This is a genomic window from Blastopirellula marina (assembly GCF_002967765.1).
Classification (GTDB): domain Bacteria; phylum Planctomycetota; class Planctomycetia; order Pirellulales; family Pirellulaceae; genus Bremerella; species Bremerella marina_A.
Genome location: NZ_PUHY01000012.1, coordinates 812,484 through 824,256, shown reverse-complemented (window position 1 = coordinate 824,256; position 11,773 = coordinate 812,484). Strand labels below are relative to the sequence as shown.

Sequence of the window (11,773 nt, the reverse complement as noted above, 5' to 3'; positions counted from 1 at the left end):
AATTCAATTCGCGTCTTTGTCGATGTTGTGTGTCCCATGCAGGAAGCTGCACAGCCTGAAAAAGTTGGTCTTCCCAAAGCCCATGGAGCATGCGCCCTAGTTTGCTTCGCCGGTGCGATTGCCACTTGCTTCGATTGGCCCTCGCCTGCCCCGCAACATGCCAATGTTTTCGTGCCGGCGGTACTCCTCTGGGGCGTTGCCGCGTTATATCAATTCTTGCTCGCAGCCGGACACTTGCGGACGTCGGTTCTCGACCATCAGCATCTTTTCGGAAGCGGGCCTTACGAACGAAAATCGGACCTCGGCTGGATGGCCGCCAACGTGGTTGTGTTGATTGTCGTGGCGATGTTCTACGCGCGGCAATCGTCCTCGATTCCACTCTTGGCAGGCCAGTCGACCACGCTGGTCAGCTTGCTGGTCACCAGCCTCATTTCGCTGGCCGTGTGGGCCGTTCGCTGGAAGGCGATTCCCCGTGGTTCGCAAACTTCCTCCTGATTCTCTCGAAAGAAGCCCGTGCCCCGCTTTAGTTCCCTTATCGCATCGGCCGTTCTGATAATCCTTCTGGTCACTCTCGGTTGCCGTCCGGCGGCCACCAGCGAAGTGGTCGTCTACACCGCACTGGATCAAGAGTTTTCGGAAGAGCATTTCAAAGCGTATCAACAGGAAACCGGCGTCGTCGTCGTACCGAAATTCGATACCGAGGCCAATAAGACGGTCGGACTAACCGAGACCTTGTTCGCCGAGAAAGATCGACCTCGCTGCGATGTCTTCTGGAACAACGAGATCCTTAACACCCTGCGGCTCCAACAAGCGGGTATGTTAGAAAGTTACAAGCCGACCCACTACGACGAGTATCCGGCCGAGTTCGTCGATCTGGACGGCCAATGGGTCGGATTCGCGGCACGCGCTCGCATTTTGCTCGTGAACACGGAAAAGTTGGGGAAACAGAAAGCTCCGAGCTCAGTATTCGACTTAGCCAACGAACAATGGAAAGAGGAAGGTGGTTACGCCAAACCGCTGTTCGGCACGACCGCTACCCATGCGGCGGTTCTGTTCGCGGAGCTAGGCGAAGAGAAGGCCAAAGAGTTCTTCAGTAAGCTGCAAACAAATGCCAAGATGTTCCCGGGAAACAAACAAGTCGCCCAAGCGGTTTCCAGCGGGGAAATCACCTTCGGACTAACCGATACCGATGATGCCATGGTCGAGATTGAGCAAGGACGCCCTGTCATGATCGTCTACCCGGACCAGGGAGAAGAACAACTTGGCACGCTATTCATCCCAAACACGCTGGCAATCATCAAAGGTGGCCCAAACCCAGACGCGGCCAAAGCACTGGTTGACTACCTATTTTCGGCGAAAGTGGAAACGGCCCTTGCGGAAGGTCCCAGCGCTCAAATCCCCCTCAACAAGAACCTGGAAGTGCCACTACGGGTCGAGACACCCAAGACGGTCAAGGCAATGCGAGTTGATTGGAGCCAATCGCTTGAGCAGTGGGACCCTGCGGCAAAGTTTCTGCGGGAAACAATACTAACCAACTAGCCTCTTTCACTGGAGTTCGAACGATACGCCAAAAACCAACCAACGATCGGAATACAATCACATTCGTCACCGGTGGCGGAAGCCTCATCTGGGTGGGATCGATGGTTGCCGTGATCGGAATTACTCTGACGATCTATATCTATCAGACACAAGTCACAGAGAAAGATTCCACGATCGAGATGATCAAGACGCTTCTTTTCCCACTCACTGGCGTCTTATTCGGCGTCCTGATGGCGACCTTGCGATATGAATTCGTCATCGACGGCAATCACCGCCGCGTGGCTCAGGCAAACGTATTCGGCCCTATTCGACTGTCCACGAAAACGACCGATCGAACGGCATTTCGGGCTGTTGAACTCCAACGAATCATTCACGATCCTAGTTCGCCGGAATGGGATTGGTTCTCCGTGCAGTTGCGGCCTATCGACGACGAACTACCGATAGGATTAGTCTCGAAGCCAGCCGATGACGAAGTCGAAGCGTTTGCCAAGCGTGTGGCCGATATGCTCGATCTTCCATTGGAAAAGATCGAGACCAACCCGCGCAAGCCTGAGTGATGAACTAAAGAGCTCGGCGATGACGACGACGGGGTGTCTTCTTCGGAGGAGCGTCCTTGGGTTCTTCCCCTTCAGGCGTCTCAGTATCGCGGGAATGCGGCGGGCCCGTTTCAACGGCGGTCTTCACGTACGGGTCGAAGCCTTCGATCTCGTCACGAATCAGAAGCTTATCGATTCGCATCTCGATACGGGTCAGCTGACTTCCTTCTTCAGGAGTCACAAACGTGTAAGCGACCCCTTCTTTGCCCATACGGCCCGTACGTCCCACGCGGTGGACGTAATCGTCCGAGAACTCTGGCACGTCGTAATTGATGATCAGCGTGACATCCGAGATATCGATACCGCGGCCCACCACATCGGTGGCGATCAGAATCCGGTACTTGTTCGCCTTGAAATCGGTGATCGTGCGATTTCGGGCCCCTTGATGCATGTCTCCATGGATGCAGCGGACCAGCTTGGTCTTCTTCTGTAGCCGCTGGAATAGCTTCTCGGTGCCCCTTTTCGTGCGGCAGAAGACAATGCTTTTGGTCGGCTGTTCGCGTCGCAGCAGCCGGACCAGCAGTTCCATCTTCTTCGGACCGTCAACCGTGAAGTAGTGTTGCTCGATCGTATCGGCCGAGATGTTCGTTGGCGAGAAGTCGACTTTAACGGGATCTCGCATATAGCGATTCGCGAGTCGCTCGATCGGAGGTGGCACCGTCGCACTGAGCAACATCGTCTGACGCTCTTCCGGACAGCGACGAAGGATCTTCTCGATATCAGGACGGAAACCAATGTCGAGCATTCGGTCCGCTTCATCGAGAACGACCATCGACAAGTAATCGAGGTTAAGCGAACGCCGCGTCATATGGTCGATTACACGACCTGGCGTGCCGACGATAATGTGTGGGTTGCGTTTCAGCTTTTCCATCTGCCCTCGGATCGGCTTACCACCGTACAGGGCAACGCATTGGATCGACATTCCCTTGGAGAGCTTCACGATCTCGTCACGAACTTGGACAGCCAACTCCCGGGTTGGCACCAAGATCAACGCATGTGGGCCCTTGCCGGCGGGGAGCGTTTCGATGATCGGAATGCTGAACGCGGCGGTCTTGCCGGTCCCGGTGCGAGCTTGCCCCAGGACATCTTTCCCCTCCAAAGCAATTGGAATGACACCCTCTTGAATGGGCGAAGGAAACTCGTAGCGGGCATCGTCGAGCGCCGCGAGCATCTTTTCGGAGAGCTTGAGGTCGGAAAATCGTGTTTGGGGAGTGTCTTCAGGGATCGACAAGGTTCTGAGCCGTTTCTGGAATGAGCAGTCCAAGGCAATAGGAGGGATTACGGATCTATCTGTATGTACAAGAAAATACTGTACAAACGGCAATTGGACAATCGAGCAAACCCCTCGTTAGTCATGGTATCGGCCAACAAACCGCAGGAAGCGCAAACAAATAGGCCGAACCACTAGCCCGTTTGACGTAACGGGACAGAGGTTCGGCCTTTCTCGTCGTTATCAGCCAGGCCGCCCAGGGGGGGACACTGTTGTGAGAAAAACCAAATCAGCCGGCCAGTTGCCGGCCGAGGACCTTAGGTGGCTGGAGTTGCCGGAGCGGCAGCAGCAGCTTTCTTGGTGGTCTTTTTCTTAGCGGTCTTCTTCACGGCCTTTTTAGCGGCCTTCTTTGGCGAAGCCTTTTTGGTCGCGGCTTTCTTGGTCGCAGCCTTCTTCACCGTCTTCTTGGCGGCCTTCTTTGGCGAAGCCTTCTTGGTTGCAGCCTTCTTGACCGTCTTCTTAGCAGCCTTTTTTGGCGAAGCCTTCTTCGCGGTTGCCTTCTTAGCGGTCTTCTTCGGTGCAGCTTTCTTCTTGGTTGCCATCTTTCCGTGGGCTCCTCAAGATTCGATGCCCGAATTTCTTAAGAGACGACTTTTGGGGCATCACAAAAGTCCTCTCGAATCTGCTTAGGCAGTATGCCGAGCCCTCAGGTAAAGCCGAGGGTTGAACATCCATTTTCATCCGTCCGAATGCATGGCAGATTCGATTGGGCAGAAGCTTAACGCAGACATTCCGTCTTCAAGTCGGAAGTCGCCATCTGAACGCGACCAGTTCTGGTTCACAAACACTTCAACCCGTTTCGACTCGGCATCCTCGCGGGAATTTCAAGCCGGCGTTTTTCACTTCGTGAGTGGCGTTTGATGTCGTTCAAAAAACGAATGACAACCTTACGCAACGAAAGAAAAACTACTTCTCGCAAATTGAATCAACTTTGCCTTTCTTTCGTCAAGGTGAATTATCGTTCCTCAAATCGAATTTGTTCAGAAAAAGTTCGCGGCGTGTGAAAGACTTCTTCGAAAAACCTTTCGCCACAACGCAGCGAGGTCAGCTCGCGACGTGCTTCGCGCGTCGGTTTGCAGATGGTGGTCGCGGCAATTCGATTGGGACTTTAGACTGTAGTTGGACGAAGTCGTCAGCAAAGCTCCCAAGTGCGAAAGTGAATCCATGTCGGACCGTTTGAATGTCGTTTTGAGTGCCTGGTTGGAAGGAGACACCACGCTGCAAACGTTGGTCTCTCACCCCGCAGCGCTGCAATGGATTCTCAGCGCTGATGAACTCGAAATTGCCGGTATTTTAAGGTTTTTAGAGTCGGTTCCCCCTACGCTCAGCGAGCCGCAACGGAAGTTCCTGGACCGCGTTTTGAACCTTCTGGCGATGCGATTGCGCGACGTCGAAGAGTTGGACGACAGCGACTTGGATCGCGTTGCTAGTGCCTATCGAAAATGGGGCGCAACGCATCGAATGGGGCATCTTTTACTCGCGCTTTTGAGCGCCCTCGCGAGTGAAGAGTCGCTCGAAATCTTTGCCGAGTTGGTCGTTGAACAACCACCAACAAATTCTAACTCGGCCGCGATCGCTTTTGTTCCTCTTTTGCGCCGACAAGAGTTCCCGACGGAGACACTTTTTCCAAAATTGTTGGAAGCGCTCTCTCATCTGACCGTCGCCGCGCTCGTGTTGGACCTAGCCAACTACATCACGCGCACCGGAATGGTCGATAAGCATCCGGCGGCCGATCGAGTCGATGCGCTTGGCGAACTGTTCAGCGGTCTGGTGGCGCGACTATCCAAGTTTGAAACGCAGCCTCCCACGGATGCCAAAGAGTTCGCCGCGGCCAAGCTCCAGGTCACCGAAGCAACCTCGATCGCGTTGGCAATTTGTGAGGCGATGGCGTTGATCGGCGACACAAAGGCCGTTGGTAAAATCAAACCAGCCATGGACTTAGCTCATCGCAAGCTTCGCTTGGAGGCCGCTATTGCCCTGGCCCAGCTAGGTAATGAAGAGGGAAAAGAACAACTGGTAGAACTCGCCGCTGAGCCCGTTTGCCGGCCGCGTGTGCTGGCCGTGGCGGAAGACTTGAACATGCTCGACAAGATCCCAGCAGAACATCAAACGGAAGAAGCCAAAGTGGTTGGTGAATTGGCCGCCTGGCTATCGCTCGACACCCAATTTGGTTTACCTCCGCATGAAGTCGAACGTGTTGATCAACGAACACTAGGTTGGCCCGGCTTCGAACAACCAGTCGAGTGTCACCTGATTCGCTACGGCTATCACATGCCAGGCGGGACGTTTCAAAGTGTTGGAATCGTCGGCCCAGTGACGCAAAGCTTTGCCGTCGATCTGACGTCGCTGCCCATTCAAGATATTTACGCCGCATTCGCAGGCTGGCAGGCCGAACACCCTGATGTGTTTGAATTGGAACCTAATAAGTGGCAGCCGAATCAGGCTCAATTGGCTGAGAATCTCCGGCAACGCATCGAAAGTGAAGGATACGAGTCGCCTCAGGTTGCGATGCTGGGCTTCTTTTTCGACGATGTCCGCCTGATCGCGGCAACCCGCCGTGAAGGTCAGGCAGGAACGGCCGTGGCAGACATGAGAAACACGACCTTCTATCCCGCTGGTGAAAGCCGCCATCCGATCGGTCCACGCGAGGCCTATTTCATCCATACTGGCCGAGAATACCTACAGACATTCAACAAAGACCGCCCTGAATGGGCCTCGCTAGGAGCCAGCTTGGAAGATGTGGCCGATTCGGACGATGCCGGAGAGGTCTCTTAACAAATGAGGCCATGTCCATTCGTAGGAACATGGCCTCGCTACGTTCGATTCTACGCTCAGAGACTAGCTGAGCACCTTCTTGATTCCCTCACACAGGCGATCGACATTGGCTTCGCTGATGCCAGCCACGTTGATACGACCTGAGCCGACGATGTAGATGCTCATCTCGTTGCGCAGCTGATCGACTTGCATCTGATTGAGGCCTGAGAAGCTGAACATCCCCTTCTGCTTCTGGATGAAGGAGAAATCCTGATCGATACCACTAGCCGAGATCTTATCGACAAACAGCTTACGGATGCCGTTGATGCGATCACGCATGTGGGCCAGCTCTTCTTCCCACATCGCGTTTAGCCCGGTATCGGCTAGCACCGTTTCGACCACGGCAGCGCCATGGGTGGGCGGATTCGAGTAATTCGAGCGAATTACCTTCTTCAACTGACTGAGAACAGCCGCCGCGGAGGCTTCGTCCGCCGCCACAGCCGTCAAAGCACCGACTCGCTCGTTGTAGAGCCCGAAGTTCTTGCTGAAGCTGCTACAGATCAGCATTTCTTGGCCTGGACGAGCGATCTCTCGTAGACCGGCTGCGTCTTCCTTGAGACCATCACCAAAGCCTTGGTAAGCGAAGTCTAAGAGAGGCAGCAGTTCCTTCTCTTGAACTAAATCGCCGATCTCTTTCCACTGCTCCGGAGTCGGATCGATCCCGGTCGGATTATGACAACAACCATGCAGCAAGATGATGTCCCCCTTCGGAGCTTGCCGCAATGCTTCCATCATTCCGGTGAAATCAAGCCCGTTGGTCGCTTTGTCGAAGTAAGGGTACGTCTTCAGTGGGATACCAGCCGCTGTGAAGATATTGGGATGGTTCGGCCAAGTGGGCTGGCTATGCCATAGGGCGCGGCCTTTGAAACTATCGGCCAGGAAATCTCCAGCGACCCGCAAGGCACCCGTTCCCCCTGGCGTTTGCACGGTGACTGCACGATTGGCGGCCAGTACTTCGTGTTCGGTACCGAACATCAGCTCGCGAACCGATTCGTTGTAGCCTGCGCGACCGTCGATTGGCAGGTAGCTCTTGGTGCTTTCCGATTCCAACAGGCGTTTTTCGGCTTCCTTCACGCATTTGAGAACCGGTGTGACACCCTTCTCATCTTTATAGACCCCAACGCTCAGGTTGATCTTTTCTGGATTCGGGTCGTTGCGGAAGGCTTCGTTGAGCCCCAAGATCGAGTCCGGGGGAGCCGTTTGGACTTGCTGGAACATACTCTTCCAATGGGTAAGAGGATAAAGGGGTGAAAAACAAGTTCATTTTAGAAGATCACTTGCAGGTCTAATAGTTCGCCAGGGCAGCAGAAATGCCCCAACTTCGGAAAAATGCCGCTGTTTCTTGGCTTCCACGCCCGTTTGACGGGGTGAATTTCGCGCCCAAACCAATCATAATGGTGAGCTTGACCCTTCCCAGTGATCCCCGCCTGGTTTGCTACCTCCCCCATTCGCGGAGCCGTTCGCCCCATGAACGTCGCTCGCGAACGTCTGATGTTGCTGAAAACCAGGTCGACGCGACGATCGCTGGGGCCGACCGTTTGCCTTTCGATTGGAAAGTACCGCACAGATGGCACGCCCGCGTACCGGAATCTGGCTGATTGGCGCCAAAGGTGGCGTCGCGACAACAACCATTGTTGGATTGATTGCCCTGAAGAAAGGCCTCAGCGAAAGCGTTGGCCTGGTAAGCGATTTGCCGCAATTCGCCGGGCTCGACTTAGCACAGTGGGAAGACATCGTGATCGGTGGCCATGATATTCGCGACACTAGTTTGCTCGATGAAGCCTGGAAACTAGTCTACGAAAGCCGCGCGATCGATGGCCGCCTCGTCGAGAAGATGCGAGACGACTTGACCGCCCTCGATGCCAACATTCAGGACGGCACGCTCTATAACGTCGGCAAGACAATCGTCGACCTGTCCGCAGAGAACCTGCGAACGGTTCAAGAGACGCCACGAACTGCGGTCGATCGTCTAAAGGGGCACATCGCCGACTTCGCCAAAGCCAACGACCTGGAACGCGTCGTCGTTGTGAACGTCGCTTCGACCGAACCCCCGGTCGATGAGAAACAGTTCCCGCAAACCTGGAACGAGCTGGAACCGAAGCTGAACGAAACCAGCTGCCCCTTACCGGCGAGCTCGCTTTACGGCATCGCTTCGCTGGAGCTCGGCTTCCCTTACATCAATTTCACGCCGTCGTTGGGGACTGCCCTGCCCGCTCTGGATGACTTAGCCAAGCAAAACAACACATGCCACATGGGTCATGACGGCAAAACCGGTGAAACGCTCCTCAAGAGTACGCTGGCTCCGATGTTCGCTCATCGAAATTTGAAGGTGATGAGTTGGGTCGGGCACAACATCTTCGGCAACATGGACGCCAAGGTGCTGGACGATCCCGAGAATAAGAAGACCAAAGCAGTCAGCAAAGATCGCCTTCTCGGTAAGATCTTTGGTTACACGCCACAAACGCTGGTCACCATCGAGAATATTGAAAGCATGGGAGACTGGAAAACCGCTTGGGACCACATCCACTTCCAAGGCTTCCTTGGCACCCCGATGGTGATGCAGTTCACTTGGCAAGGGTGCGATTCGCTTTTGGCTGCACCACTGGTGATCGACCTAGCTCGCTTCGCAGATTTGGCGAAACGTAAGGGAGAAACAGGCCTCCTTGAACAATTGGCCTGCTTCTTCAAGTCCCCTCTCGGGACCGAAGAAAATGACTTCGCCAAGCAGTTCGCGATGCTGGAAACTTGGACGGAATCGCTAAAAACGTAACGAATATTGGACTATGGAGTCCCACCATTGGTCACGGATGAATTTCATCCCGAATTGAACAATGAAAGCCCCAGGGAAGCATTCGTAAGCTTCCCTGGGGCTTTTCTCTTATGCAGCCGAGTTGGCACGGCAACGTATCGGTACCCAGCCGTGTAATGCGTGATAACTCGTCACCTGGTTAGTCGTAGATCGGGAAGAACGTGTTGAATGCGGCTTCGCAGAAGTCGCCAGGGTCGTTGAAGCGGCGACCGATATCAAGAGCCGAGAGTTGGGCCATTTGATCGCTGGTAAGCTCGAAGTCGAAGATCGCCGCGTTTTGCTCCAGGTGCCCTTGGCTACTCGCTTTTGGAATCACGATGGTTCCTCGCTGTACGGCCCAACGAAGCAAGACCTGAGCAGGCGACTTGCCACTAGCCGCAGCAATCTTAGTTACTACATCATGCTTGATGAGCGACTCGGTTGGCTGAGCCATTCCGAGGGCATAATACGATTCCGCGCCAAAGCTGGAGAACGCGGTTACAGCCATCTGTTCTGTAGCGCAATACCGCAGCAGCTTCTCTTGAGTGAGCAGCGGATGAAGCTCAACCTGCAACACGCTTGGTCGAATGCGGGCATACGTCAGCAAATCTCGGATTAGCGACACGCCGAAGTTGCAGACGCCAATGTTCTTGGCCAGGCCAGCGTCGACGAGCTTCTCCATTGCTTCCCAGGTTTCTCGAATTGAAACCGACTCGGTTACCAGCCCTGGCTGGGCGGCGCCTGGATCGTAGAACCATTCTGGTGGATAGCGATCATCAAACGGGACAAACTTCAAAGCGATCGGGAAGTGAATCAGGTAGAGGTCGACATAATCGAGCCCCAGGTCGCTCAATGTCTTTTCACACGCTGGTTGAACATGTTCGGCAGCGTGATAGGTGTTCCAAAGCTTCGAGGTGATCCAAAGTTCATCCCGCGTGGCGATGCCCTCTTCGATGATTCGCCGTAGGCCTTGGCCAACTTCTTTCTCGTTGCCATAGTCGCAGGCACAATCGAAGTGTCGATAGCCGGCCTTGGCAGCGGAGACAATGACGTCGGCACATGTCGATTTGTCGATCTTCCATGTCCCCAGCCCCATTTGAGGCATTTTGGCACCGGTATTGAGGGTCACGGCAGGAATGGAACTCATGATGTCAGCCTTGAAAATAATCGAGGGGGGAAGTGCGTGGCCCTCTATCGTAACGCAACTTGGGTAGCCTGTGGCAAGTCGTTGTCAGTCCGGCTAAGCCGAGCAATCATCGCAACATAGCTTAATAGCACTAAACTCTTTGCCCGATTTGCCTGGGGCGCTTGCATCATCCCCTTTTACGAGCCAGAATCGTAGTAACTCGCCCAAATTGCCAAAGCCACGGGATCGGTACGGCCATTCCCGATTGGCTCCTTCCCGCATTCACCCATCCACTGCGTCCGAAGACGTCGAGGTAGCCCGATGTTCGTACGAATTCTCCTTTCCGCTCTGTTGGCCTTGATGACGGTTGGCATCCTGCACCAACCCGCTCAGGCCATTCCTTTCTTCTGGGAGGTCTTCAACGAAAAGTACGTTGCCCCAGAACCGAAGGATGATGCTGGCAAGAAGTTCGTTGCCGCCGCGCAAACCGCAAAGTGCAACGTCTGTCATGTCGATGGTCAGAGCAAGAAAGAGCGAAACCCTTACGGCCAAGCAATGGACGAGTTGGTCGACAAGGCCAACTTCGGCAAAGATCGCCTGGAAGGTGAAAAGGACGCGGCAAAAGCAGAACTGGTGGCCGTTCTCGATAAGATCGCCGAAATGAAAGTTGGCGGTGACGACAAGGCTCCGACCTTCGCTGCCAACATGGCCGCTGGGAATCTCCCTGCCGAAATTGCGAAGGCCGAACCGAAGCCAGAGCCAATGCCGGAACCAAAACCGGAGCCCAAACCCGAACCAGCACCACAGCCCAAGCCAAACGTCGATCCGGCTCCAGCTGGCAGCGGCTTGGCCATGCTCGGTGCCGCATTGGATCAAATCAAAGCAGAAAGCAAAGCTGCGATCAAAGCGGAAGCCAAGGCAGAACTCAAGACCGAGTTAAAGCCTGAGGTGAAGCAGGAATTGAAAGAAGAACTGAAGGCCGAGGTCAAAGCCGAGTTGATGGCCGAGATGCGGAAGAGCCTGGCCGATACGGTCAAGATCCAGTTTAAGCTAGTCGCTGCTCAGGAAGCCAATCCACTGCCAACCGTCGATGACGCCTCCGAAGAGGAAGCGATCAAGCAAATCAACGCTCGCGGTGGTCGGGTGAATGTGCTGGCCCAAAACACCGACGAGAAGGTCGTTTCCTTCCACCTCAGCGACAAGCCAATCAACGACGAGGCCTTGGCCTTGGTACGTGGCCTTCGCAACGTGGTCGAAATCAACGCCCGCGGTACCGATATTACCGATGAAGCTATCAAGGCCTTGGTAGGATTGCCGAACCTTCAGCGATTGAATCTGGCCAAGACCAAGGTAACCGATGATGCGTTGATCTATCTGGCAGCTCATCCGAATCTGGTTTATTTAAATTTGTATGGCACTCCGGTCACTGACGATGGGGTTGGTGTTTTGGCGAACCTGCCGAACCTGAAGCATCTCTACCTCTGGCAAACTGGCGTCACGAAAGAAGGCGCCGCTAAGCTCGAATCGCAGATCCCTGGTTTGGAAGTGAACCTGGGTACGGAGTAAGCGTTTCCAGCAAAAGAGAACAGAAAAAAGGGCTCGCCAAGGCGAGCCCTTTTTTATTGTATGGGTACCTCTCG

Annotated in this window: 10 protein-coding genes; 6 read left to right on the top strand and 4 right to left on the bottom strand. The window is 54.5% G+C overall.

The features are described 5' to 3' along the window. Positions 1–36 precede the first annotated feature (36 nt). The 3 genes from C5Y83_RS19900 to C5Y83_RS19890 all read left to right on the top strand — a co-directional run bounded on the left by C5Y83_RS19900 (position 37) and on the right by C5Y83_RS19890 (position 2,096). Positions 37–495 (top strand): hypothetical protein, encoded by a 459-nt coding sequence (locus tag C5Y83_RS19900; protein ID WP_105331493.1) that lies wholly within the window; start codon positions 37–39, stop codon positions 493–495. A gap of 18 nt (positions 496–513) precedes the next feature. Further along, positions 514–1,539, top strand: a complete 1,026-nt coding sequence (locus tag C5Y83_RS19895; protein ID WP_105331492.1) for an extracellular solute-binding protein — start codon at positions 514–516, stop codon at positions 1,537–1,539. Between the two features lie 101 nt (positions 1,540–1,640). Then, positions 1,641–2,096 (top strand): hypothetical protein, encoded by a 456-nt coding sequence (locus C5Y83_RS19890; protein WP_146117846.1) that lies wholly within the window; start codon positions 1,641–1,643, stop codon positions 2,094–2,096. Positions 2,097–2,100: 4 nt separating this feature from the next. Here C5Y83_RS19890 and C5Y83_RS19885 read toward each other — a convergent pair whose 3' ends face one another. Then, entirely contained in the window at positions 2,101–3,366 is a 1,266-nt protein-coding gene (locus C5Y83_RS19885; RefSeq protein ID WP_233207290.1) for a DEAD/DEAH box helicase, read from the bottom strand. A 296-nt stretch (positions 3,367–3,662) separates the two neighbouring features. Then, positions 3,663–3,947: a hypothetical protein gene (locus tag C5Y83_RS19880; RefSeq protein WP_199195079.1), complete on the bottom strand. Its 285-nt coding sequence runs from the start codon at positions 3,945–3,947 to the stop codon at positions 3,663–3,665. Positions 3,948–4,569: 622 nt separating this feature from the next. On the opposite strand from C5Y83_RS19880, the gene C5Y83_RS19870 reads away from it, so the two are divergent. Next, positions 4,570–6,180: a HEAT repeat domain-containing protein gene (locus tag C5Y83_RS19870; protein ID WP_105331489.1), complete on the top strand. Its 1,611-nt coding sequence runs from the start codon at positions 4,570–4,572 to the stop codon at positions 6,178–6,180. Between the two features lie 63 nt (positions 6,181–6,243). On the opposite strand, the gene C5Y83_RS19865 is transcribed toward C5Y83_RS19870, so the two are convergent. After that, positions 6,244–7,437 carry an aromatic amino acid transaminase gene (locus C5Y83_RS19865; RefSeq protein ID WP_105331488.1) on the bottom strand — a complete coding sequence of 398 codons (1,194 nt, stop codon included), beginning with the start codon at positions 7,435–7,437 and terminating at the stop codon, positions 6,244–6,246. A gap of 349 nt (positions 7,438–7,786) precedes the next feature. On the opposite strand from C5Y83_RS19865, the gene C5Y83_RS19855 reads away from it, so the two are divergent. Next, positions 7,787–8,989, top strand: a complete 1,203-nt coding sequence (locus tag C5Y83_RS19855) for an inositol-3-phosphate synthase (protein ID WP_105331486.1) — start codon at positions 7,787–7,789, stop codon at positions 8,987–8,989. Between the two features lie 178 nt (positions 8,990–9,167). Here the strand turns inward: C5Y83_RS19855 and C5Y83_RS19850 are convergent, their stop codons facing one another. Continuing rightward, positions 9,168–10,154: an aldo/keto reductase gene (locus C5Y83_RS19850; RefSeq protein ID WP_199195078.1), complete on the bottom strand. Its 987-nt coding sequence runs from the start codon at positions 10,152–10,154 to the stop codon at positions 9,168–9,170. Between the two features lie 300 nt (positions 10,155–10,454). Between C5Y83_RS19850 and C5Y83_RS29470 the strand changes: the two genes are divergently transcribed. After that, positions 10,455–11,699 (top strand): hypothetical protein, encoded by a 1,245-nt coding sequence (locus tag C5Y83_RS29470; RefSeq protein WP_158262422.1) that lies wholly within the window; start codon positions 10,455–10,457, stop codon positions 11,697–11,699. The last annotated feature ends 74 nt before the right edge of the window (positions 11,700–11,773 follow it).

Bases quoted from the DNA above. Each gene is read 5' to 3' on its own strand.
- C5Y83_RS19900 (WP_105331493.1), top strand. From the start codon at position 37: ATGCAGGAAGCTGCACAGCCTGAAAAAGTTGGTCTTCCCAAAGCCCAT.
- C5Y83_RS19890 (WP_146117846.1), top strand. From the start codon at position 1,641: ATGGTTGCCGTGATCGGAATTACTCTGACGATCTATATCTATCAGACA.
- C5Y83_RS19880 (WP_199195079.1), bottom strand. From the start codon at position 3,947: ATGGCAACCAAGAAGAAAGCTGCACCGAAGAAGACCGCTAAGAAGGCA.
- C5Y83_RS19870 (WP_105331489.1), top strand. From the start codon at position 4,570: ATGTCGGACCGTTTGAATGTCGTTTTGAGTGCCTGGTTGGAAGGAGAC.
- C5Y83_RS19865 (WP_105331488.1), bottom strand. From the start codon at position 7,437: ATGTTCCAGCAAGTCCAAACGGCTCCCCCGGACTCGATCTTGGGGCTC.
- C5Y83_RS19855 (WP_105331486.1), top strand. From the start codon at position 7,787: ATGGCACGCCCGCGTACCGGAATCTGGCTGATTGGCGCCAAAGGTGGC.
- C5Y83_RS19850 (WP_199195078.1), bottom strand. From the start codon at position 10,154: ATGAGTTCCATTCCTGCCGTGACCCTCAATACCGGTGCCAAAATGCCT.
- C5Y83_RS29470 (WP_158262422.1), top strand. From the start codon at position 10,455: ATGTTCGTACGAATTCTCCTTTCCGCTCTGTTGGCCTTGATGACGGTT.